This window comes from Paraniabella ginsengisoli, from assembly GCF_022513635.1.
GTDB lineage: Bacteria > Bacteroidota > Bacteroidia > Chitinophagales > Chitinophagaceae > Niabella > Niabella ginsengisoli.
Window position 1 is genome coordinate 750,178 of sequence record NZ_JAKWBL010000001.1, and the last position, 23,592, is coordinate 773,769.

The 23,592-nt window shown below is 40.3% G+C and carries 25 protein-coding genes, 2 tRNA genes, 3 rRNA genes and 2 pseudogenes; 26 read left to right on the forward strand and 6 right to left on the reverse strand.

Going from position 1 to position 23,592, the window contains the following annotated elements:
• Positions 1-70 precede the first annotated feature (70 nt).
• The 7 genes and pseudogenes from MKP09_RS04165 (at position 71) to MKP09_RS04190 (ending at position 4,419) form a co-directional block, all read left to right on the forward strand.
• Positions 71-661 carry a hypothetical protein gene (locus MKP09_RS04165; RefSeq protein WP_240826566.1) on the forward strand — a complete coding sequence of 197 codons (591 nt, stop codon included), beginning with the start codon at positions 71-73 and terminating at the stop codon, positions 659-661.
• A 439-nt stretch (positions 662-1,100) separates the two neighbouring features.
• A complete protein-coding gene (locus MKP09_RS04170) occupies positions 1,101-1,640 on the forward strand; it encodes an RNA methyltransferase (RefSeq protein ID WP_240826567.1) in 540 nt (179 codons plus the stop codon).
• Positions 1,641-1,794: 154 nt separating this feature from the next.
• Complete coding sequence (locus MKP09_RS04175) at positions 1,795-2,418, forward strand: UbiA-like polyprenyltransferase (protein ID WP_240826568.1); 624 nt, start codon at positions 1,795-1,797, stop codon at positions 2,416-2,418.
• Positions 2,419-2,537: 119 nt separating this feature from the next.
• A complete protein-coding gene (gene ruvX / locus MKP09_RS04180; RefSeq protein ID WP_240826569.1) occupies positions 2,538-2,945 on the forward strand; it encodes a Holliday junction resolvase RuvX in 408 nt (135 codons plus the stop codon).
• Between the two features lie 119 nt (positions 2,946-3,064).
• The gene (def, locus tag MKP09_RS04185) at positions 3,065-3,640 is read left to right on the forward strand and encodes a peptide deformylase (RefSeq protein WP_240826570.1); all 576 of its coding nucleotides are present in this window, start codon (positions 3,065-3,067) and stop codon (positions 3,638-3,640) included.
• An 18-nt stretch (positions 3,641-3,658) separates the two neighbouring features.
• A pseudogene (locus tag MKP09_RS28820) lies at positions 3,659-3,979 on the forward strand (PI-PLC domain-containing protein); the annotation flags it as partial.
• Positions 3,980-4,221: 242 nt separating this feature from the next.
• A complete protein-coding gene (locus MKP09_RS04190) occupies positions 4,222-4,419 on the forward strand; it encodes a hypothetical protein (protein ID WP_240826571.1) in 198 nt (65 codons plus the stop codon).
• A gap of 1 nt (position 4,420) precedes the next feature.
• Here MKP09_RS04190 and radC read toward each other — a convergent pair whose 3' ends face one another.
• Positions 4,421-5,110 (reverse strand): RadC family protein, encoded by a 690-nt coding sequence (gene radC, locus MKP09_RS04195; RefSeq protein WP_240826572.1) that lies wholly within the window; start codon positions 5,108-5,110, stop codon positions 4,421-4,423.
• Positions 5,111-5,359: 249 nt separating this feature from the next.
• Between radC and MKP09_RS04200 the strand changes: the two genes are divergently transcribed.
• The 19 genes and pseudogenes from MKP09_RS04200 (at position 5,360) to MKP09_RS04290 (ending at position 20,082) form a co-directional block, all read left to right on the forward strand.
• Positions 5,360-6,334: a ribose-phosphate diphosphokinase gene (locus tag MKP09_RS04200; protein ID WP_240826573.1), complete on the forward strand. Its 975-nt coding sequence runs from the start codon at positions 5,360-5,362 to the stop codon at positions 6,332-6,334.
• 19 nt (positions 6,335-6,353) lie between these two features.
• Positions 6,354-6,562 (forward strand): annotated as a pseudogene (locus MKP09_RS28825) (50S ribosomal protein L25); the annotation flags it as partial.
• 15 nt (positions 6,563-6,577) lie between these two features.
• Positions 6,578-6,931, forward strand: coding sequence for a 50S ribosomal protein L25 (locus MKP09_RS04210; RefSeq protein ID WP_240829237.1), 354 nt, complete (start codon positions 6,578-6,580; stop codon positions 6,929-6,931).
• Positions 6,932-8,121: 1,190 nt separating this feature from the next.
• Positions 8,122-9,647, forward strand: a 16S ribosomal RNA gene (locus MKP09_RS04215).
• A gap of 106 nt (positions 9,648-9,753) precedes the next feature.
• Positions 9,754-9,828, forward strand: a tRNA-Ile gene (locus tag MKP09_RS04220).
• 11 nt (positions 9,829-9,839) lie between these two features.
• Positions 9,840-9,912 (forward strand) — tRNA-Ala (locus MKP09_RS04225).
• A gap of 329 nt (positions 9,913-10,241) precedes the next feature.
• Positions 10,242-13,037: ribosomal RNA gene (locus MKP09_RS04230) — 23S ribosomal RNA — on the forward strand.
• Positions 13,038-13,178: 141 nt separating this feature from the next.
• A 5S ribosomal RNA gene (gene rrf / locus MKP09_RS04235) occupies positions 13,179-13,290 on the forward strand.
• Together the 16S, 23S and 5S rRNA genes with 2 tRNA genes alongside form the textbook arrangement of a ribosomal RNA operon.
• Before the next feature lie 241 nt (positions 13,291-13,531).
• On the forward strand, positions 13,532-14,104 hold the full coding sequence (gene pth / locus MKP09_RS04240) for an aminoacyl-tRNA hydrolase (protein ID WP_240826574.1): 573 nt from the start codon (positions 13,532-13,534) through the stop codon (positions 14,102-14,104).
• Between the two features lie 27 nt (positions 14,105-14,131).
• Positions 14,132-14,743: a fumarylacetoacetate hydrolase family protein gene (locus tag MKP09_RS04245; RefSeq protein WP_240826575.1), complete on the forward strand. Its 612-nt coding sequence runs from the start codon at positions 14,132-14,134 to the stop codon at positions 14,741-14,743.
• Positions 14,744-14,859: 116 nt separating this feature from the next.
• Positions 14,860-15,171 carry a hypothetical protein gene (locus MKP09_RS04250; RefSeq protein WP_240826576.1) on the forward strand — a complete coding sequence of 104 codons (312 nt, stop codon included), beginning with the start codon at positions 14,860-14,862 and terminating at the stop codon, positions 15,169-15,171.
• Positions 15,172-15,293: 122 nt separating this feature from the next.
• Positions 15,294-16,430, forward strand: a complete 1,137-nt coding sequence (locus MKP09_RS04255; protein ID WP_240826577.1) for a TonB-dependent receptor — start codon at positions 15,294-15,296, stop codon at positions 16,428-16,430.
• 82 nt (positions 16,431-16,512) lie between these two features.
• On the forward strand, positions 16,513-17,451 hold the full coding sequence (locus MKP09_RS04260; protein ID WP_240826578.1) for a TonB-dependent receptor domain-containing protein: 939 nt from the start codon (positions 16,513-16,515) through the stop codon (positions 17,449-17,451).
• On the forward strand, positions 17,430-17,651 hold the full coding sequence (locus tag MKP09_RS04265) for a hypothetical protein (protein WP_240826579.1): 222 nt from the start codon (positions 17,430-17,432) through the stop codon (positions 17,649-17,651). Before MKP09_RS04260 ends, MKP09_RS04265 begins: the two co-directional genes overlap by 22 nt.
• 227 nt (positions 17,652-17,878) lie before the next feature.
• Complete coding sequence (locus tag MKP09_RS04270; RefSeq protein ID WP_240826580.1) at positions 17,879-18,448, forward strand: hypothetical protein; 570 nt, start codon at positions 17,879-17,881, stop codon at positions 18,446-18,448.
• A gap of 46 nt (positions 18,449-18,494) precedes the next feature.
• A complete protein-coding gene (locus tag MKP09_RS04275) occupies positions 18,495-18,899 on the forward strand; it encodes a Smr/MutS family protein (RefSeq protein WP_240826581.1) in 405 nt (134 codons plus the stop codon).
• Positions 18,900-19,136: 237 nt separating this feature from the next.
• Positions 19,137-19,418: a Rossmann-fold NAD(P)-binding domain-containing protein gene (locus MKP09_RS04280; RefSeq protein WP_240826582.1), complete on the forward strand. Its 282-nt coding sequence runs from the start codon at positions 19,137-19,139 to the stop codon at positions 19,416-19,418.
• 2 nt (positions 19,419-19,420) lie between these two features.
• The gene (locus tag MKP09_RS04285) at positions 19,421-19,930 is read left to right on the forward strand and encodes an NAD-dependent epimerase/dehydratase family protein (protein ID WP_240826583.1); all 510 of its coding nucleotides are present in this window, start codon (positions 19,421-19,423) and stop codon (positions 19,928-19,930) included.
• The gene (locus MKP09_RS04290; RefSeq protein ID WP_240826584.1) at positions 19,927-20,082 is read left to right on the forward strand and encodes a hypothetical protein; all 156 of its coding nucleotides are present in this window, start codon (positions 19,927-19,929) and stop codon (positions 20,080-20,082) included. The genes MKP09_RS04285 and MKP09_RS04290 overlap by 4 nt, the downstream gene beginning before the upstream one ends.
• 32 nt (positions 20,083-20,114) lie before the next feature.
• On the opposite strand, the gene MKP09_RS04295 is transcribed toward MKP09_RS04290, so the two are convergent.
• The 5 genes from MKP09_RS04295 to MKP09_RS04315 form a co-directional block, all read right to left on the reverse strand.
• The gene (locus MKP09_RS04295) at positions 20,115-20,546 is read right to left on the reverse strand and encodes an acyl-CoA thioesterase (RefSeq protein WP_240826585.1); all 432 of its coding nucleotides are present in this window, start codon (positions 20,544-20,546) and stop codon (positions 20,115-20,117) included.
• Between the two features lie 81 nt (positions 20,547-20,627).
• Entirely contained in the window at positions 20,628-21,584 is a 957-nt protein-coding gene (locus tag MKP09_RS04300) for a hypothetical protein (protein ID WP_240826586.1), read from the reverse strand.
• Positions 21,585-21,602: 18 nt separating this feature from the next.
• A complete protein-coding gene (locus tag MKP09_RS04305) occupies positions 21,603-22,187 on the reverse strand; it encodes an RNA polymerase sigma factor (protein WP_240826587.1) in 585 nt (194 codons plus the stop codon).
• 301 nt (positions 22,188-22,488) lie between these two features.
• A complete protein-coding gene (gene rdgB, locus MKP09_RS04310; RefSeq protein ID WP_240826588.1) occupies positions 22,489-23,061 on the reverse strand; it encodes an RdgB/HAM1 family non-canonical purine NTP pyrophosphatase in 573 nt (190 codons plus the stop codon).
• The gene (locus MKP09_RS04315; RefSeq protein WP_240826589.1) at positions 23,058-23,582 is read right to left on the reverse strand and encodes a hypothetical protein; all 525 of its coding nucleotides are present in this window, start codon (positions 23,580-23,582) and stop codon (positions 23,058-23,060) included. Before MKP09_RS04315 ends, rdgB begins: the two co-directional genes overlap by 4 nt.
• Positions 23,583-23,592 lie beyond the last annotated feature (10 nt).

Here is a 23,592-nt window from a genome sequence, read left to right on the forward strand (position 1 = left end):
AATCTATTATTAGAAAGTACACGACAATAGAGATTATACTGCAGCCTTTTAAACTTAAATGTACACACACATGAAAACAGGAAAAGCAATTGTAATTGCAGCAGCAATGTTATTTACAACAGCAGCAGTTCATGCACAAAGCATGAAGAACATGATAAAAATCGGAGTATTGGGCGGAGCTTCAGTTCCATCTAACAACGCCGCTGCAAGTGCCGGGCTGGATGTAGCATATCAAAATTTAGTAACGCCGCATTTTGGCTTAGGTGTTGCAACAGGGTATCAACATCATTTCGGCAAAGAAAACGATTTGAATGGGGCCACTTTAGATAATAATAGTTTTGGTGTTGTTCCCGTAGCCGCTTTAGTGAGGTACTATCCTAAAGAAGAAGGTATTTACATCGGAACAGATGTTGGGTATGGTGTTATTACCGGTGATGAAAAAGTTGCTTCCAACAATGCAGCAGTAAGGCCCAATGGCGGTTTTTACTTAAAACCTGAAGTGGGTTATCATAATCGCAACTGGAACATTTTTGCTCATTATTCAAAAGTATTTAACGGCGATGATGGACTGATTCAAGTAGGTAATGAATCTCAAAAATATAATACAGGTATCATCGGCGTTGGACTGGCTTACAATATAGGCCTTGGCGCTGGAAGATAATATTTACATAAACCAAACCATATCTTATCCTTGGTCCGGCTGTTAACCGCAGCCGGATTTTCTTTTTGTAACCAGTAATCTGCTTCTATCATCAATATTTCCGCCAGCTGGCGGATCGCTTGTACTGATGAATATATATCGGCCTACATATTCAATCGCTATCAGATATTCCTACACAGTCACGCTATTCGAGACGTCTTCGCCTCGAAGGATTATGCTGTCGCCTCAGGCGACTTATTACAAAAGAAAAAGTCTGATAAGCATTCTTACTTGTAAACATCTCAGCTTATAAACTTATCAACTTAATTTTGCGCTTGCTATTCGAGGCGTCTTCGCCTCGAATAATTATGCTGTAGCCTCCGGCGACTTATTACAAAACAACAGCGCTGCCCAACTTCTACCTTGTAACTCTTTCAATTTATCAACCTAACTTCGCGCGATGCGAAAATTAAGTATGGAGGAATTAGGGCGTAAATCTGCAGACGAAGTCAAGGCCTCCGAAAAGATGCCGATTATTGTTGTACTGGAAAATATAAGAAGCGCATACAATGTTGGAAGTGTATTTAGAACCAGCGATGCTTTTTTAGTAGAAGCCATTTACATAACCGGCTATTCTGCAAAGCCGCCGCATAAGGAAATAAAGAAAACTGCTTTAGGCGCAGAAGATTCAGTAACCTGGAAACATTTTGCAAATGCCGCAGAAGCCATTGCCGAGTTGCGTAATGATACCTATAAAGTATATGCGATAGAACAGGTAGAAAACAGCACAATGCTTGATAAGCTCGTTTGGAACAGTGATGAAAAAATAGCTGTTGTTTTTGGTAACGAAGTAACGGGAGTTGAACAAAACACCATTGCTCTTTGTGATGGCTGTATTGAAATTCCGCAGCTGGGCATGAAACATTCTTTGAACATTGCAACTGCCGCCGGTGTTGTATTATGGGAGTTGGTACGTAGAAAATTAAAAGCTATTAATTAATGTCAAAAGTAAAAAAATACCTTAGTCTTGTTAAGTTTTCGCACACCATCTTTGCGATGCCTTTTGCTTTAATCGGTTTTTTTTTGGGTGTCATAAATTCAGAGACATACAATCAATCTGTAGCGCTTTTTTTAAAGAAAAGGGGTACTTGTTTGTGTTGGTAATTTTGTGTATGATATTTGCACGCAGTGCCGCAATGGCTTTTAACCGCTATCTCGACAGAAGCTTTGACGCGAAAAACCCGAGAACCGCTGTTAGAGAAATTCCGGCCGGGTTATTAAAAGCGGAAAGGGTTTTGTGGTTCACCATCAACTCAATACTTTTTATAACCTGCACATATTTTATTAATCCGATCTGTTTTTACCTGTCTCCGATTGCACTGGCGGTAGTTTTAGGGTATAGTTATACCAAACGTTTTACACCTTTATGCCATTTGGTATTAGGTTTAGGATTGTCATTGGCGCCAATTGGAGCTTATCTTGCTGTTACCGGGAGTTTCGATTTGCTGCCGGTACTTTTTTCCTTTGCGGTTATCTTTTGGGTAAGCGGTTTCGATATAATTTATGCTTTGCAGGATGAAGACTTTGATCGCAACAATAAGCTGTATTCAATTCCATCAGTTTTGGGCAAGAAGCGAGCTTTGCATGTATCAGAATTATTACACTTATTAAGCATTATTTGTGTAGTGATAGCAGGCATCAAAGGCCAGTTTGGATGGTTGTATTGGGGAGGCGTCACTGTTTTTGTAAGCATCTTATTTATCAACATAGCATTGTAAAACCAAACGATTTGCGTCGTGTTAATCTTGCTTTCATGACGGCGAACGGTATTGCTTCCGTTGTATTTGCTGTTTTTGTAATAGCTGATTTGTTGATACATTAATCTTAAATTAATCATTTGCCTCGAATCCTTTCCATAGATTATGGCCTTAAGAGAACGGGTATTGCTGTAACAGATCCTTTTCAAATAATAGCGACCGGACTTACTACTATTGAGTCGAAGCAGTTAATAACTTTTTTAAAAGATTATTTTTTAAAAGAACAGGTCGAAAAGATCATCATAGGAATGCCCAAAAATTGGGACGAAAGCGATACGCACGCCACGCCTTTGGTAAATAAAGCTATTAAAGAATTAAAAAAGCATTTCCCTCAAATTCCACTTGAAACAGTAGACGAACGATATACTTCAAAAATGGCGAAAGATGCCATGCTTGAAATGGGGCTTAAAAAAATGCAACGGCGTAATAAAGCGTTGGTTGATGAAATAGCCGCCACCATTATGTTACAGGAGTATTTGAATAGATAATGGACGACAAGACCTTCGAGGTTTTTAATACCTCGAAGGTCTTGTAATAGCTGCATCCTACTAAACCACTCATTATTTTCCCTACTTACTATTTTCAATAATCAATTACCTTTGCACGCATGATTCTTCCAATTGTAGCATACGGAAACCCTGTTTTAAGGAAAGTAGCAGCCGATGTTGAGCCTGATTATCCGGGCTTAAAGGAGTTGATCGCAAATATGTGGGAAACGATGTATGGCAGCAATGGCGTAGGTTTGGCTGCTCCGCAAATTAACCGTTCTTTACGCATATTTGTGGTTGACTCACAACAAATCATCGAAAACCTGGAAGAAGATGAAGCGGATTTATACCCCGGAGACAATGGTATAAAGAAAGTTTTTATAAATGCTTATGTAAAAGAACTGAACGGTGAACCCTGGACTTACAATGAAGGCTGCTTAAGCATTCCTAAAGTGAGAGAAGATGTTACACGCCATGAGTCTGTAACAATCGAGTATGAGGATGAGGATTTTAATTTGCATACAGATACTTATACGGGAATAACAGCCCGTGTGATTTTGCATGAATACGACCATATAGAAGGCAAACTTTTTATAGATCATCTGCCGGCACTAAAAAAGCAACTACTAAAGCGAAAACTAAGCGATATTTCTTCGGGTAAAATCAAGGTAGATTATAAGATGTCTTTTAAATAATTAAACGCTGCAGCTGCAATGAGGAAAATTCATCTGGTTTTTTGTCTGCTGGTTGCAATAGGAGGTTGGGCGCAACCCAAGCAGTATTCTGCTCAAAATGCCCATTCGCATAACGATTATGAGCAAGCCCGGCCGCTCGCTTTGGCTTATGAGCATCGTTTTGGTTCTATCGAAGCAGATGTTTATTTAGTAAATGGCGACCTTTTGGTTGCGCATAATTTAAACGACACCCAAGCGCAAAGGACGTTGAAAAACTTATACCTTGAACCTTTCAATAAGCATATTACAAATAACAAAGGCAGGATCTATCCCCACAAGCACGATAAGCTCTTACTTTTAATTGATTGTAAGTCGAAAGGTCTGCCAACGCTAAATGCCATCATCGCACAATTGAAAAACTATCCGGAAATAATAAAATGTAAAAACATTCGGATTGTAATAACAGGTAATCAACCTAATAAAGATTCATTATATACTTATCCATCTTTTATTTGGTTCGACGGAGATTTGAACTATAACTACTCTTCCAAAAATCTGTCTCGAATAGCCCTCATCAGTGCCAATTTTAAAAACTATTCAAATTGGAAAGGTGTAGGCGAGCCGGACAATCAATCAGAAAAAACCTTAGAAGTTGCTGTAAAAAAGCGCATGAGACTGGCAAGCCTATTCGTTTTTGGGGAGCGCCGGACAATGCTCATGCCTGGAACTTTTTTAAAAAGCTGGGTGTAGATTATATTAACACAGACCATATAGAAGAACTGGCTGGCTTTTTACAATGATTTACAACAGCCCGTCATCCGCAAAACTGTAATAACCTGCATCGCTAACAATAACATGGTCCAGCACTTTTATATCTAAAAAGCCGGCAGCCTGTTTTATTTTTTCAGTAAGATACTCATCCGCTCTACTAGGCTTTAAACTTCCGGAAGGATGGTTGTGGCTAAGAATAAGGGATACTGCATTTTTTTCAATAGCACTTTTCAAGATTAAGCGCGGGTCAGCTACCGTTCCTGTAATACCTCCCTCGCTAATAATATCAAAACTTATAACCTTATTAGCACGATTAAGGTAAACAACGGCAAATACTTCGTGCTGGTAATCTTTAAGTCGCTCTTTTAAAAATCCTGAAATTTCTTTCGAGGTTATCAATACATTCCGATCGGGCATAGTTCCGGATTGTCGTCTTCGGCCCAATTCAAGAGCTGCTGCGATGGTAATAGCTTTGGCTTCACCAATTCCTTTTACTTTCATAAGCTGTTTAATACTTAATGTTCCTAATTCATTGAGATTATCATTTCCCAGGCGCAGAATTTCTTTGGCCAGATCAACTGCCGATTTTTGCTTTGTCCCGTTATGTATCAAAATAGCCAGCAGTTCCGAATTGCTTAAATTATCTGCCCCGATAGTTAACAAACGCTCTCTGGGTCGATCGTCTTTTGCCCATTGCTTGATGGTGTTTTTAGGTTGCATAAACACAATTTAAAAAATAATATCTGATTAGTAAACGGGCATATGTCTAAATCTTCTGAACGACCACTACTATATTATCAGGCACAATAAACTGCTCACCCCAATTTTTTTATAAAAATCGATTCTATAAGAAAGTACGGACGATAACAGAAATGCCTAAAAGTGGTTAATAAAAAAGGACTAAAAACTCTGTGTCAATCTGTGGTTTCTGTGAGAAAAAACTATCTTCGCCGCTTATTCAAGAAAACAATGCAGAAAGCTCAATCCATTCCACATGCGGCTAAAATATTCGCGGGTACGGCGTCACAAGAGTTGGCGGCAGAAATTTGTACGCATTTTGGTTGCGAACCCGGAAATGTTAGTATACAACGTTTTGCTGATGGCGAAATTTCGCCTAATTACCTGGAAAGCGTCAGGGGCGATTATGTATTCCTGATTCAAAGCACTTATTCGCCAGGCGATAATTTAATGGAACTTCTATTAATGATCGACGCGGCAAAGCGGGCCTCAGCTTATAAAGTTATTGCAGTGCTTCCTTATTACGGTTATGCCAGGCAGGATAGGAAGGATCGCCCAAGGGTAGCAATTGGTAGTAAACTGGTTGCAAACATGTTAACAGCCGCCGGTGCTGATCGTATTGTTACCATGGATTTGCACGCGCCGCAAATTCAGGGATATTTCGATATACCCGTTGACCACCTGGATAGCCATGCCGTTTTTATCCCTTATATCGAAGAACTTAAATTAGAAAACCTTACCTTTGCGGCCCCCGACGTGGGAGCAACCAATCGTATCAGGGAAATTGCGAGTTATTTTAATGCCGATATGGTGATTTGTGACAAGCATCGCAAACGTGCAAATGAAATAGCCAGCATGACTTTAATTGGTGAAGTAGAAGGAAGGGATGTGGTGATTATTGATGATATATGCGACACCGGAGGTACTTTAGCCAAGTGCGCTGCCTTGATTAAAGAAAGAGGAGCTAATAGTGTAAGAGCGATGATAACCCACCCGCTTATGAGTGGAAAAGCTTACGAAACAATTGGAAATAGTGTATTGGAGGAGTTAGTGGTTTGTAACACAATTCCGGTTAAAAAGGAAAGCAATAAAATTAAAGTTATCTCGGTAGCGCAGCTTTTTTCAGTAGCTATTAAACATGCTTTCGAAAATAAGAGTATTACAAGTTTGTTTGTGCACTCTAATTTAAGAACTACAAAATCGTAAATATTAAAACAACATAAAAATGAACACAATTACAATCGAAGGACAACTGAGGACCGCATTTGGCAAGTCAGCCACCCGCCAGGTTCGCTCTCAGGGACATGTGCCTGCTGTAATTTACGGGGTGCTAAAGAAGTAAGTTTCAGTGCGCCGGCTACAGCATTTAAACCATTGGTGTACACACCCAATTTTCAGTTTGCAGAAATTAAGGTTGATGGCGCGACTTACAAATGCATTTTAAAAGATCTGCAGTTTGATAAAGTAACTGACGTACTTATTCACATAGATTTGTTAGAACTTGTAGAAGACAAAAAAATCATAGCTACAATCCCTCTAAAGTACACCGGAGCAGCAAAAGGCGTAAAAGAAGGCGGAAGGTTTGTTTCTAAAATCAAATCTGTTAAGGTAAAAACATTGCCTAAGCATTTAGCAGAAACAATCGAAGTTCCGATCGACGATCTTGCCATAAACGAAAATATCAGAATTGAGGATATTAAAGCTCCAGAGATGGAAATCTTAAACTCTCCCCGTATTCCGGTAGCTTCTGTAGTAATGACAAGGCAGTTGAAGCAGGAAGAAGCTGCAGCAGCTAAGAAATAATAACAATAGCAAAAAAATAATAAACAGGCTGTCTCCAAACGAGGCAGCCTGTTTCGTTTTGCATACATACTAGCCTTTTCCAGGCAGATTATTTATTATTGGATCATCTATAAACATGCATCATCTTTCTTGCCACGCTCGCTTGTGCTGTAGAATATAGATCATCCTACATAAACGACAATTAAATCCGTCTGTTGGTCTGACCGTCCCGGTCTGACCATTTATACAATCTGCGGCAATATTTTTCTTTCATAGCGCTCTTATTGTGCGTTGGCGTTGCATACTTGATTTGAGGAATCATCTTACATAAACGCAAAAGAAGCTAAAACAAACAAAGTTTAATTGACCAGTAATTACCTTTGTGTACTTTATATTTATTGCTTCTTTGTGTGTGAAACAGCATCACTCTCAATTTTTTTAAATAAATTTCATTAAAAGTTTTGTGATGTCGTAAAGAGTTCTATATTTGCACCCCGTTAGCGAATAACGGATAAGTTCTCTGAAAAAATCTTCTTTAAAAAGGGGATAAAGTACAAAAGGTTTCGAGGGTACATTAGTTGTATTAACTGGTGAGTAGCAGGTAGCTACGGTTCAAAAAAAGTTTTTGGATACTGCTAAAAGTTTCGAAAAAACTCCTTATCTTTGCCGTCCGTTTTTAGGGAAGCGGAAGTAGTTCTTAGAGAGGTTTTAGGGAGGTTTTGAAAAGACTAAATTTTCAAAAAAACTTTCGAAAAAATTTGGCAGATTGGAAAAAGAGTTTACCTTTGCAATCCCAATCGAAAAACAACGAGTCAAGTTGTTTAAGTTCTTCAGAAAATAGTTACAAAAGATGATATGGCGTGAGAGGCGCCAGAGTGGTTCAAACCCGCTGATATCAACAGTATCAGATGATATCCCCAGCTCCTAAAGGGAAGTAAATTGGGAATAGTTCTTAAAATATTGATGTGGTTTTAGACCTTAAGATTCATAATCTTTGACATCAGCTTTAATCATTAGCATATTAGCGCATCAGCTAATTAGCGAATTGGTTTTAAGTTCTTTGAAAATTTGGAAGCAATAGCACAATCGATTCACCTGAAGAGGTGAACACGAACAAAAGGTAAGTCAAAAGCAAGAATAATTATTCGATTTTTGACACGTTAATTTTTTTCTTTTTGAGAATTTTTAATAGTCAGTAATCAAACTCATTTACAACGGAGAGTTTGATCCTGGCTCAGGATGAACGCTAGCGGCAGGCTTAATACATGCAAGTCGAGGGGTAGAGAGGAGCTTGCTCTTCTTGAGACCGGCAAACGGGTGCGGAACACGTACACAACCTTCCTTTTAGTGGGGGATAGCCCAGAGAAATTTGGATTAATACCCCGTAACATGTTGATGTGGCATCACATTAATATTATAGTGGCAACACGCTAGAAGACGGGTGTGCGTATGATTAGGTAGTTGGCGGGGTAACGGCCCACCAAGCCTTCGATCATTAACTGGTGTGAGAGCACGACCAGTCACACGGGCACTGAGACACGGGCCCGACTCCTACGGGAGGCAGCAGTAAGGAATATTGGTCAATGGAGGAAACTCTGAACCAGCCATGCCGCGTGGAGGATGAAGGTCCTCTGGATTGTAAACTTCTTTTATAGGGGACGAAAAAAGGCCTTTCTAGGTCGACTGACGGTACCCTATGAATAAGCACCGGCTAACTCCGTGCCAGCAGCCGCGGTAATACGGAGGGTGCAAGCGTTATCCGGATTCACTGGGTTTAAAGGGAGCGTAGGTGGGTTGCCAAGTCCGAGGTGAAATCTCCGAGCTTAACTCGGAAACTGCCTTGGATACTGGTAGTCTTGAATATTGTGGAGGTTAGCGGAATATGTCATGTAGCGGTGAAATGCTTAGATATGACATAGAACACCAATTGCGAAGGCAGCTGGCTACACATATATTGACACTGAGGCTCGAAAGCGTGGGGATCAAACAGGATTAGATACCCTGGTAGTCCACGCCCTAAACTATGGATACTCGACATACGCGATAAACTGTGTGTGTCTGAGCGAAAGCATTAAGTATCCCACCTGGGAAGTACGACCGCAAGGTTGAAACTCAAAGGAATTGGCGGGGGTCCGCACAAGCGGTGGAGCATGTGGTTTAATTCGATGATACGCGAGGAACCTTACCTGGGCTAGAATGCGAGTGCCGTACCATGAAAGTGGTATTTCTAGCAATAGACACAAAGCAAGGTGCTGCATGGCTGTCGTCAGCTCGTGCCGTGAGGTGTTGGGTTAAGTCCCGCAACGAGCGCAACCCCCATCACTAGTTGCCATCAGGTAACGCTGGGAACTCTAGTGAAACTGCCGTCGTAAGACGTGAGGAAGGAGGGGATGATGTCAAGTCATCATGGCCTTTATGCCCAGGGCTACACACGTGCTACAATGGGGAGGACAAAGAGTTGCAACATAGTGATATGAAGCTAATCTCAAAAACCTTCTCTCAGTTCAGATCGTAGTCTGCAACTCGACTACGTGAAGCTGGAATCGCTAGTAATCGTATATCAGCAATGATACGGTGAATACGTTCCCGGACCTTGCACACACCGCCCGTCAAGCCATGAAAGCCGGGTGTACCTAAAGTCGGTAACCGTAAGGAGCTGCCTAGGGTAAAACTGGTAATTGGGGCTAAGTCGTAACAAGGTAGCCGTATCGGAAGGTGCGGCTGGAATACCTCCTTTTTAGAGCAAGTACTTACCTGCTATTGTTTCCTTATTTTTCATTGATTTTTAAAAAGCTCTTTTAAATTTTTTAATGTAAACCCGCTGGTAAGTGGGCTATAGAAATAGATCCGTAGCTCAGCCTGGTTAGAGCACTACACTGATAATGTAGGGGTCACCAGTTCAAATCTGGTCGGGTCTACAAAAAATCTTGGGGGTTAGCTCAGTTGGCTAGAGCATCTGCCTTGCACGCAGAGGGTCATCGGTTCGACTCCGATATCCTCCACAAAGTTGAAGGTGAGGTAGAGAAGAGATGACACTTCAACAAAGCAGTTCTTTTAGAGTAATGGTAATGGCTTTTAGGCCTGATGGTTCATAACCATATTATCAACTAAGATTCACACTCCCCTTTAGGGGATGGGGGTCAAAGTTCTTTGACATATTGGAAAAAATATTGTTAGGAGAGTACCTAACAAAGTTTATCGATCATAATTGTATAAATCACCATTTTTTTGGTTGGTCTGAAGCAATGTGGTCGGGTAACAACTACAACAAACTAAATAAAAAAGTCCAGCAGAGATGCTGGCCTCATATTAATTAAGTTTTATAAACTTTTTTAAAGCAATTAAGGGCGTATGGTGGATGCCTTGGGTCTGAGAGGCGATGAAGGACGTGGTAAGCTGCGAAAAGCCGGGGGAACTGCACACGAGTATTACATCCCCGGATCTCCGAATGGGACAACCTGTTACGTTGAAGACGTATCACTCAGTAATGAGAGCCAACCCGCTGAACTGAAACATCTAAGTAGGCGGAGGAAAAGAAAATAACAAATGATTCCCTAAGTAGTGGCGAGCGAACGGGGAAGAGCCTAAACCGGTGTGGCGTGCTGCACCGGGGTTGTAGGACCGCATTTAGAAAGGGTCATCAAGCTGAATTTTTGGAAAATTAAGCCATAGGGCGTGAAAGCCGCGTAAGCGTAAATTGACCTGGACGAGCGGTATCCTGAGTAGGGCGGGACCGGAGGAATCCTGCTTGAATCTGCCAGCACCATCTGGTAAGGCTAAATACTCCTCAGACACCGATAGTGAACCAGTACCGTAAGGGAAAGGTGAAAAGCACCCTAAATAAGGGAGTGAAATAGTACCTGAAACCGTACGCCTACAAGCGGTCGGAGCATCTTTATGGTGTGACGGCGTGCCTTTTGCATAATGAGCCTACGAGTTACTCCTCACTGGCGAGGTTAAGTTTTAAACAACGGAGCCGTAGCGAAAGCGAGTCCTAACAGGGCGCTTAGTCAGTGGGGGTAGACGCGAAACTTTGTGATCTATCCATGGGCAGGTTGAAGGTTAGGTAAAACTAACTGGAGGACCGAACCCGTTGACGTTGAAAAGTCTTGGGATGACCTGTGGATAGGGGTGAAAGGCCAATCAAACTGAGAGATAGCTCGTTCTCCCCGAAATGTTTTTAGGAACAGCCTCGGTTTATAAAGTCTGTTAGAGGTAGAGCTACTGATTGGGCTAGGGGGCTTCACCGCCTACCAAACCCTGACAAACTCCGAATGCTAACAGATGTTTACCGGGAGTGAGGCTGTGGGCGCTAAGGTCCATGGCCGAGAGGGAAATAACCCAGAATAGCAGCTAAGGTCCCCAATGCATAGTTAAGTTAATCAAACGAGGTAGAGTTTCTATAACAGCCAGGATGTTTGCTTGGAAGCAGCAATTCATTTAAAGAGTGCGTAACAGCTCACTGGTCGAGAGGCTCTGCGCGGAAAATAATCGGGTATAAACTATGAACCGAAGCTCTATGATTGCCACTAGGTGGTATATCGGTAGGGGAGCATTGAAACTGCATCGAAGGTGTACGGCGACGTATGCTGGAGCGGTTTCAAAAGAAAATGTAGGCATAAGTAACGATAAATAAGGTGAAAAACCTTATCGCCGAAAGTCTAAGGGTTCCTGATCAACGTTAATCGGATCAGGGTTAGCCCGGTCCTTAGTCAAACCCGAAGGGGGTAGACGATGGAAAGCAGGTTAATATTCCTGCGCCTGCTATGCATTAAAAGTGACGGAGCAAGGTAGCACTATAAGCTGACGGATTAGCTGAGTGGATCCTTCGGGTGAAGCGTAAGTGTGAATGTGCTTCCAAGAAAAGCGAGCATAGCAGCCGGTACCGCAAACCGACACAGGTAGACGGGATGAGTATTCTAAGGCGCTCGGGTGAGCCGTGGAGAAGGAACTAGGCAAATTGATGCTGTAACTTCGGGATAAAGCATACCTACTTCGGTAGGTCTCAGTAAAATGGTTCAACCAACTGTTTAACAAAAACATAGGGCCCTGCAAAATCGAAAGATGACGTATAGAGCCTGATACCTGCCCGGTGCTGGAAGGTTAAGGAAGGGTGTTCGTCGCAAGACAAAGCTCCTGACTGAAGCCCCAGTAAACGGCGGCCGTAACTATAACGGTCCTAAGGTAGCGAAATTCCTTGTCGGGTAAGTTCCGACCTGCACGAATGGTCTAATGAGTTGAACGCTGTCTCCTCCACGAGCCCGGTGAAATTGTAGTATCGGTGAAGATGCCGGTTACCCGCCACGGGACGGAAAGACCCCGTGAACCTTCACTATAGCTTTGCATTGATTTTGAATTACGGATGTGTAGAATAGTTGGGACGCTATGAAGCGGTGGCGCCAGCCATTGTGGAGCGGTCGTTGAAATACCAACCTTCTTTGATTTAGAATCTAATCCCTAGCGGGAAACAGTGCATGGTGGGTAGTTTGACTGGGGTGGTCGCCTCCTAAAGAGTAACGGAGGCTTGCAAAGGTTCCCTCAGTACGGTTGGTAATCGTACGCAGAGCGCATTAGTATAAGGGAGCTTGACTGTGAGGCAAACAGGCCGAGCAGGGACGAAAGTCGGCTAAAGTGATCCGGCGGTTCTGTATGGAAGGGCCGTCGCTCAAAGGATAAAAGGTACTCCGGGGATAACAGGCTGATCTCCCCAAGAGCTCATATCGACGGGGAGGTTTGGCACCTCGATGTCGGTTCGTCACATCCTGGGGCTGGAGAAGGTCCCAAGGGTTCGGCTGTTCGCCGATTAAAGTGGCACGTGAACTGGGTTCAGAACGTCGCAAGACAGTTCGGTCCCTATCTGTGGTGGGCGTTAGTAAATTGAGAGAACATGACCTTAGTACGAGAGGACCGGGTCGTACGTACCGCTGGTGTATCAGTTGTGCCGCCAGGTGCAATGCTGAGTAGCTAAGTACGGACAGGATAAACGCTGAAAGCATCTAAGCGTGAAACCTATCTCAAGATGAGTTTACTTTTAAGGGCCGTAAGAGACTATTACGTTGATAGGCTACAGGTGTAAAGGTGGTAACATCAAAGCCGAGTAGTACTAATTGCCCGTACGCTTTAATTTTATTAATTGTTAGGTACTCCTTCTAATTTTTTTATTTTCCAATATGTTAATTTATTGATGTACGAATTAAGAGTTACGATGTACGAAGTATAGTAGTATAATTGAAATTCTAAAGTTTTAAATTCTACATTCTTAATTTTTTATGGTGGTTATACCAAGGGTGTTCACCTCTTCCCATACCGAACAGAGAAGTTAAGCCCCTTAAGGCCGATGGTACTGCACAACAATGCGGGAGAGTAGGTAGCTGCCATTCTTATTTAAAAGCCTCAACAGTTTTTGTTGAGGCTTTTTTGTGCGCCCAAACATATGTGAAATTGAAGGATAACTATTAGAAGTGCTGAGTAGTGTTACCGAACGAAGGGAGTGACACAATTTCGATGATAGGAGCACATAAGTTTGTTCAAAAAAAAATAATTAGAGCAGGCGAAATAGCGTTAGTTAATTTTAACGTAAATCATTATTTTACAAAGAATTCTTAATTTTGATGGTTCAACATGAAGTTTTTAATAACAGGGCTTGGAAATATAGGAAATGAGTATGCTCATACACGCCATAATATTGGTTTTGATGTGGTTGCAGCATTCATTCAAAAACATGGAGGAAGTTTTAAGCAGGATAGATTGGCTTACGTTTCGGAAGTCAAATGGAAGGGTAGGATTTTTATCTGTATTTGTCCTACTACATTTATGAATCTGAGCGGCAAGGCTTTTAAGTACTGGATGGATAAGGAGAAAATTGGATTAGAAAATACGCTGACTGTTTTAGATGATCTGGCGCTGCCGATTCATAAACTAAGAATACGAGGTACCGGTAGCGATGGCGGGCATAATGGTTTAAAAAGTATACAGGAAACAGTGAATTCTGTTGCGTATGCAAAATTAAGATTTGGTATTGGGAATGATTTTCCGAAAGGAATGCAATCTGATTTTGTTTTGGGAAAATGGACAAAAGCTGAAGAACCGATCATCAAAAATAAGATTGAAAAATCGGTAGAAGCAATTGAGATTTTCGCAACGCAAGGACTGAATGCTGCAATGAATGCGGTTAATAACTACGCATTTGACTGACGATAACATAGAGAAAACTCTTATGAAATGAAAATTTTTTGCATCGGTAGAAATTATGTAGCCCACGCGAAGGAACTTGGTAATGAGGTTCCTGAAGAACCGGTTATTTTTCTAAAGCCTAAAACAGCACTCTTAAAACCTCATTTGCCGTTTTATTATCCTGAGTTTACTAATGAATTGCATTATGAATGCGAGCTTGTTTTACGGATTTGCAAAAATGGACGATATATAAATAAGAGATATGCGCATCAATACTATGATGCCATCACTTTGGGAATCGACTTTACTGCTCGCGATATACAAAATGAATTAAAACAAAAAGGCTTGCCATGGGAAAAGGCTAAAGCCTGGGACAACTCTGCGGTGTTGGGTAAATGGCGCCCTATGAGTGATTTTCCGGATTTGAAAAATATCAATTTTGGATTTTATAAAAATAACGAATTAGTTCAGCAGGGAAATTCTGGCCGGATGATCTACAGTTTCAATACACTATTGGTTAATATTTCTAAATATTTTTCTTTAAATATTGGCGATGTCATTTTCACCGGAACGCCCTCTGGCGTTGGTGAAGCGCTTCCAGGAGATGAGCTTGAAGGCATACTCGAAGACCAGGTGGTACTAAACTTAAAGGTTGAATAATTATTACTTTAATTCATTTTCTAAACTGTAAACTCTGCATTACAGTTTTTATTTCTTTAACGCTATATTTGCAACATAGTTTCAATTTGAAAAAGAATCAGCGAATAAGGAAATCTTTGGCGGTAATACTTTTACTGGTTTTTTCAGTAAGTGTTACACCTAAAATATATTTTCATGATCTAGCTTCAAAACATACAGATTACTCCTGTTCTGGCAACCATTCTTCCGACGTACAATTAACTGCTTATAAATTCAATTGTGGTTTTGTTAATGTAATTGCTGTTTCACCTTTTTTAGCAGTAAAAGAAATTGATTCTGAACTTTCCATTTCCTTTGCTGAAGCTTATTCTGATACCTGGATAAACAATTGGTTAGCATTTCAATCTGATTATTCGCAACGCCGCGGACCTCCTGCGTTGATATTCTAAGAAATAACAACCTCTTATTTCTTTTGCTTTATTGAAGCCAGTCCTGCCCTTAATAACATGCTTACTCATTGAAGTAAGTGCTGTTTCACTTCTTATCAAGTCCACTAAATTAATTCAGGTTTATGCAATTAAGATATATTCTTTCTGTTGTGTTATTATTTATTATTAATATTCTTTATGCTAATGAAGATAAAGCAGGTTTATCGGGCATTGTGAAGGATGGGGTGTCGAATACACCGTTAATTGGGGCAACCGTCTCAATTCCGGATTTAAAAATTTCTACCAAAACTGATGCGAATGGACGTTATGCATTTAATGCTTTACCTAATGGGCATTTAACAGTTCAGGTTTCTTATATCGGATACAGATCAAAAGTAGAAAGTATTATTATTTCCGGTATGTCTACACACGATTTTTCGCTGATACAATCGGTAGTTGAAAATGAAAATGTAACAGTTACTGGTGTATCATCAGCAACACGGTTGAAGCGAACGCCTGTGCAGATTTCCATCCTTTCGCATAAAGATATTCAACGATCCGTTGGTAATAATTTACTCGATGTGGTTGCGAAAGAGCCAGGTGTAGCTATTGTAACTACAGGGCCTGCAATTGCAAAGCCATTCATACGCGGACTGGGTTACAATCGTGTAGTAACTATTAACGATGGTATGCGTCAGGAAGGACAACAATGGGGTGATGAACATGGATTAGAAATTGATGAATATAGTGCTCAAAAAATTGAGATACTTCGTGGCCCTGCCTCGCTGATGTATGGAAGCGATGCTATTGGTGGTGTTATCAATATTCTTACTAATACCCCGGTTGCTAACAATACAGTTCAAGCCAATTTGCAAAGCACCGTAAATTCCAATAACCGAATGTTTGGCCAGTATGCTAATGTGGCTGGTAATATTAATGGTTTCAATTGGAATGCTTATGGAAGCATTAAAAGCGCCGGAGATTATAAAAACAAGTATGATGGAAATGTATTGAATAGCCGCTTTGGTGAAAAGAATTTTGGAGGTTACGTTGGTGTCAACAAAAGCTGGGGTTTTTCGCACCTTTTATTTTCTCATTTTAATCAGAAAATTGGGATGGTTGAAGGTGAACGTGATGAAGAAGGCAACTTGGTTTTAGAAGGTTACGAATTGACCGAATCTTTAAAAAAGATAAAACACCTCTGGTCCCATGGCAGGGTATTCAGCACACAAAAATTGCACTGGATAATTCATTTGCACTTAATAGCGGTGGGCGATTAACTTTTTTAATAGGTTATCAGCAAAACCAGCGCAAGGAATTTGCTGAAGTAGATGCGCCGAATGAGCCCGAAGCTTTTTTGATTTGAAAACCATCAACTATAACGTAGCATATCATTTGGCAGAAAATAAAAATTGGAAAACGAGTTTTGGTGTAAATGGAATGAAACAGTGGAACGAGAATAAGGCTGAAGAGGCCATCATTCCCGATTACGATCTTTTTGATTTCGGTGTGTATGGTGTCACGGCAAAAACCTGGAACCAGACAACTTTGAGTGGTGGATTAAGATATGATATCAGAAGTTTGGACAACAAATCCCTTGCAGGAGAAGGAGCCGAGCGGTTTATGGCTTTCAATAAAACCTTTTCAAATCTTTCAGCAAGCCTTGGAGCAACACATGCCGTTAGTGAGCATGTATCGTTAAAAGCCAATGTGAGCAGGGGTTTCAGGGCGCCCAATTCATCCGAGCTTTCTGCAAATGGAGAACATGAAGGAACCAATAGATATGAATTAGGCGATCGAAATTTGAAAAGCGAAGTATCAACATCAATAGATGCAGGAATTGAAATCACTACCAATCATGTTGATATAAGTGTATCGCCTTACTTTAATTATATAAGTAATTATATTTTTTACAATCGCCTGTTAGGTGCTAATGGCGCCGACTCTTCAATAAACGATGCTCCGGCTTTTCAATTTAGTCAGCAAAGCGCCAGGTTAATGGGCGTTGAGGCAAGCTTCGATGTGCACCCGCATCCTCTTGACTGGTTGCATTTTGAAAATACCATTTCTTTTGTCAGAGGCCGCTTTACGGATCCTGTTGATGGTTCTTCAAATCTGCCTTTAATTGCGCCAGCCAGCCTGTTAACAGAACTGCGTGGAGAATTCGCCAATGCAACAAAAGTTTTATCCAATTTTTACGCGAAGGTTGAAATGAATGCTGTTGCAACACAGAATAATTTTTTGCAGGATTTGAAACGGAAACAGCAACAAAAGGATATGTGTTATTTAATGCCGGAATAGGTACGGATATAAGTATCAACGGACAGAAAAGATTTTCGCTTAATCTGGGTGTTCAAAACATTACTGACATTGGATATCAAAGCCATTTAAGCCGGTTGAAATATGCAGATGAAAATCCTGTCACAGGCAGAGTTGGCGTTTTCAATATGGGAAGAAATTTTACTGCGAGGCTGATCATTCCTTTTGAATGGAAACTATAAAATGCGGTAAATATCTTTTTAGTAAGTCAACAATAAATATGTAGCATCGGTCTTCCGCCAGCTGGCGGACACTTGTACTGTTGTACATGTAGCATCCTGCATAAGCGTTGCAATGCCCATTGACCATAGTCCATTGACTATTGACCTTTCATTATTCAATACTTATAAACATTTAAACTTATCAACCTTCTTTACTGTTAGGATTTTAATTTCTACTTTTGACACCGATGAAATATCAAATAGGAGATAAGGTTTTAGTGTTACATTCTGATGAAGAAGGTGTAATCGTTGATTTTTTAAACAAGCAAATGGCCATGATAGAAGTGCGTGGCGTAAGGTTTCCCGTTTATATGGATCAGATCGATTTTCCCTATTACAAACAGTTTACACAAAAGAAAAAAGTTAACCAACCTCCACCTAAAAAATATATTGATGACCTGCGCAGGGAGAAAGTGGTAAAAGAAGAGCGCATTGAAAATGGAGTGTGGCTTAATTTTTTACCTGTAATGGATGTGGACGAATTTGGAGATGAGTATGTTGAAAAACTTAAAGTGTATCTTGTCAATAATACAAAAGCGGTTTATAAATTTGATTATAAGCTTAGTTTTTTCGGTGATTCTGAATTCGATTTGAAAAACGTTGTTCAGCCTTTTGAGAACTTTTATATTCACGATGTTGCTTTTGGAGACATGAGTGATAGCCCTGCTTTTGAATTTGATTTTTCTCAAGAGAAAGCCGAAAAGAATAAAGCGGACCATTTTGAAAGTGTAATAAAACTGAAGCCTAAACAGTTGTAACAGAATAGAAGAACTTAAGCAAAAAAACGAAGCTTCTTTTTCTTATTTGTTATTTGAAAAGTATCCGGATAAAGAGCCGGAAGAAATTAAAATACCGCTTGATAAATTAGCGAACAAAGGATTTAAAATTTACAATGCTAAAGAAGCGCGTAAGCACCTGGAACCAGCGCGTAGTGTTGTGGATCTGCACATTGAAAAATTAACTGATGACCCCTCCCGAATGAGTAATTTTGAGATGCTCACACTTCAGCTTAAAACCTTTGAAAAATTTTATGACCTGGCTGTAAGCCACATGCAGCCTACGCTTATTATCATTCATGGCGTTGGTACGGGAAAATTACGTGACGAAATTCATGATGCTTTGAAATTAAAAAGTGAAGTGAACTATTTTATTAATCAATACGATCCGAAATACGGCTATGGAGCAACGGAAATATTTTTGAAGTATTGAGTGGTGAATAATGAATAGTAATGAATGATGAATTGTGAATAATCAATAATAGGTTATGGGAACACGCTCCTATACTGTTGTCGTTTATATAGGATGCCATCTGTACCAACGATAACGCTGTGCGACGCAAGACTGATGCTATATGTTCGCCAGCCGGGTTAAAAGAAGTGCGGGGAATCGATTGCGCAACTCTGAAATACAAAGCATAAATTTTATATGTTTGCGAACAATTTTTTTATGGTTAAAGACAAAATACTTGTTATTGGTTCATCCGGTCAGATCGGTGTGGAATTAACACTGGCATTGAGAAAGATTTATGGGAATAACAATGTTGTTGCTTCTGACCTTAGAGAAGAGAATGAATTGCTGAAGGGTACGGGGCCTTACGTGAGTATTGATGTAATGAATAAAGAGATGTTGCATGTGCAGGTTATTCGCCAGAATATTACACAAATCTATTTATTAGCTGCAATTCTATCTGCTACGGGAGAAAAAATCCGGGGCTTGCCTGGCATTTAAATATGCAGGGCTTGCTAAATGTTTTGGATATTGCGCGCGAAGAAAATATACACAAAGTATACTGGCCATCATCTATCGCGGTGTTTGGCCCTACATCACCTAAACAAAACTGTCCGCAACAAACGGTTATTGAACCAACAACGGTTTATGGAATTAGCAAATATGCCGGGGAATTTTGGTGCAATTATTACAATATAAAATATGACATAGATGTAAGAAGCTTACGTTATCCTGGGTTAATATCTTACAAATCTGCGCCTGGCGGAGGCACTACGGACTATGCCGTAGAAATATTTCACGATGCCATCGACGAGCGAAAGTATACGAGCTTTTTAGCAGAAGATACCTATTTACCTATGATGTATATGCCTGATGCCATAAGAGCTACCATTGAATTAATGGAAGCCCCTAAAGAAAAAATAAGTATACGCACTTCTTATAATTTAGCTGCTCTTAGCTTTTCTCCAAAAGAAATTGGAGCGGAAATAAAAAACATATTCCTGAATTTGTGATGGAATATGAGCCGGATTATCGACAGGCCATCGCAGATAGCTGGCCGCAAAGTATTGATGATTCAGTAGCCCGTAACGATTGGGGATGGAAGCCGGAATTTGACCTCGCTACAATGACTGCTGACATGCTTAAAAACCTGCCTTCTGGTTAAGTAAACCATTTAAGCAACAAGTGTAAAATAAGTTATCGCTGAAATTTGGCGATTGCTTCAGCGGGAACTGCGCTTACCTTTTTAGAGTTATAATTATAGCAAACCATACCAGTTTTTGCAATAGCAATAACTACAGTTTTTTCTTCAACTCTTTTTTCTAACTTATATACCAGGTCAAAACCCACACGGCTGAAGTCGTTGGCGGTGATAAATACAGTTAGCACATCTCCGTAGAAAGCTTCTGCTTTAAATTCAATCGCCACATCTGCCATGATAAGGCCAGTGCCTTCAAAATTCATTTCTGTATAATCATGGTGATTTAAAAACTGTAGTCTTGCTTCGTGAAGGATGCTTAATAGTGCGTCATTGCCTACATGCCCGCCATAATTGATATCAGTAATGCGTATAGGAATATGGGTAGAAAAAGAGAAGTTGTTAGGTAAAGCTACTTTGATACGTGCCATGTTTTTTATGGCAAAAATAGGTAGAGAAGTTTCAGTCTACGCTATAAAGCTATTAACAGTATAGTAATATTGATCCAAAATTTAAAGATTGGTTTCAAGCCCGGTTTCTTCACTTGCCAAATCCAGTATGTCCAGAAAATTGTCAGGAGATGAAGGTACGCTGCTGCTCGCCATTTCCTTTTGCCATTTAGAAATCTGGTCATCGCAACTATGATCTTCACCAGCTATACAGTCAGCCATATTGCTCACTTTTTTAGACATGCGAACAACGTTGCCATCTTGAGTCATTAAAATAATATAACGATTTTGCAGCTCTTTATTTTTTTCTATCGAAACGCTGTAAGCATTTCCCAGACTGGTTTTGATGCCTTGTAACACTTCTTCTTGAGATCTTCCGGCATTAGCTTGTTGTGGACCAGCAATATTTTTAACACCCGGCGCATTTGTGTTTTGTGTAGAGTTGCCGGCAGTATAAGTAGCGCCGTCATTATCACTTAATATAAAAAATGCAGTAACACTAATAATTGCAACAAAACATGCAGCAGCGGCATACTTCAGCCAGCCATGATGCATTGGAACAACAAGCGATTGATGCTCTTTTTTATTTTCAAGTTCCTTCCTGATACTTAACCAGGCAGAAGCAGGTGGATTGATTTGTAAATCGACTAATTTCTTTTCGATGGTCTCAAGCGCTTGCTGATCGTCAAGTTCGTTGGTTATACGATCCCAGGCTGTAACAGGTGGTAAAACTTCCTGATTAGCTAATTTTTCTGCTATGCCATTAAATCCTGTTTGATCATTTAGTTCGTTAGCTATATTATCCCAAGCAGCAGCAGGCGGAGTTTCTTCTCTGTTATATAATAATGATGAAACCTTTGAAATGTTTTCGGCTTCGGTTAATTCAGTAGCAATGCGATCCCAAAGATTGGCCGGGGGCGTTGCTTTTAATGAATTTATTTTTGCAGACAGCGTTTTGTTTTCTCCAAGCGCATCCAATTCGCTGGAAATGTTAGCCCATACTTCAGCCGGCGGTGCCACTTCAATATCATATATTTTTTAAGGCTGTTCATGGTAAAACTTATTTCGATCTGTCTTCAATATGTTTTTTACTAATTCCTGTAAAAGAGCTTTTGCCCTTGAAAGTTGCGATTTACTGGTTCCTTCACTAATGCCCAGCATGTCACCAATTTCCTTGTGCGAATAACCTTCTACAACATACATGTTAAATACGGTACGATAGCCGGGAGATAAGCGTGTGATCAGCTCCAGGATATCCTTCTCTGCCAGTTCATCTAATGCCGAAACGTATTTTCCTTCGATCGTGTTTTCTTCTTTTTCTGTAACCGGTTGCAGGTATTTTTTCCTTCTGAAATATTCAATAGAAGTGTTTACAAATACCCTGCGGATCCAGCCCTCGAAAGAACCATCTCCCCTGAAACTGTCCAGTTTTTTAAAAATCTTGATAAAGCCGTCCTGTAGTATATCCTGTGCTTCTTCTGCATTAGAAGCGTAGCGTAAGCAAACTGCATACATTTTGGGAGAAAAACGCTTGTAGAGTTCCTCCTGCATTCTGCGGTCGCCTTCGATGCACCCTGTAATTAAGTCGCTTTCTTCAATCGTATGGTTGCGTATCGGTTCCAAATTTCGTAAATATTTAAAAAGTTCTTCAAATATAGGGAAATAGTTTATGGTTCATAATCGGTAGCCCGTAGCCTGTTAACCACGTTCTTTTATTATTGTCCCGGCAGTTGAACATATATCATCATTTTTGCGTCGCACAGCGTTATTTGTGGTGCAACTATCAACCTACAGATTCTTCGCATTTGTCTGAACCGTGATTTATAGGATTATAAGATTAACAGGATTATGTCAATTTTCCACCTAATCCTAAAAATCAAAAAATCCAGGTTCAAATTCATTATCACATCATCACATCGGCTAATTAGCTAATTAACCACTCCGTCAATCCAGCCAAGGCTTTTGCCCGGTGGCTGTACTGTTTTTTCTCTTCCATTGTCATTTCACCAAAAGTTCTGTCCGCTCCATCTGGAATAAATATCGGGTCATAACCAAAACCTCCGTCGCCTATTCTTTTAGTTGTGATAACACCTTCGCAAATACCTTCAAAAAAATGTTCTTCTTCATTTAGGATCAGTGAAATAACCGTTCTAAACCTGGCTTTGCGATGGCTTATGCCTTCCATTTTGTGAAGCAGTTTTTCAATATTGTCTACATATTGAGGTTCTTCATCGGCGTAACGCGCACTTTTTACACCCGGTTCCCTATTTAAAGCATCCACTTCAAGCCCCGTATCTTCACTAAAGCAATTTTGCCCGGTCATTTCAAAAATGGTTTTAGACTTTTCCGATGCGTTGGCCTCAAGCGTATCGTGCGGTTCGGGAATGTCTTTTTCAATACCAGCTTCTTTTAAACTGATGATGTCAAACCCTCCTTTCATTGCGCTGCGGATTTCCTTTACCTTATTTATATTATTGGTAGCAAAAATCAGGGTCATAAATTGAATATCTTTTTTAAACTGGTCCAAAGTTGTCCTTTAGCAGGTTTATCGTTTTCCAGGCTTTCCAAAGCAGGAGCATGCGTTACTGTGTAATTAGCAAAGTTCTGCACCTGAAAAGGAGGTGTATCAAAGGGGAATCCAAATTGCTGCGGACTAATACCAAATAGCAATACAATTCGCGAGTCAAAATGATTCAGGATTTCAGTGCTATCAGCATTCTTATAATTGTTTACATTAATCAGCGCAATGTCATTCAGGCTCAACTGACAGGCTTTTAGTAATTGCGTTAAAAAATCAAGTTGAGGATCTGGTAGGTTTGCTATATTATCATAATTAACAACAATCAATACCTTTTTTTGGTTATTTCCTAAAGACTTCCAATCTATTGCCGATGATAAATCTTTTTGTTCTCCGGCTTCAACGTGCAGCGGTTCATTAGTTTTTTTCGACTCAATTAAGCTGGAAGGATACATTTGCGTAAGCAGGTATGGAGATAATGTAATTTCGTTCAAACTCATACGGTACGGT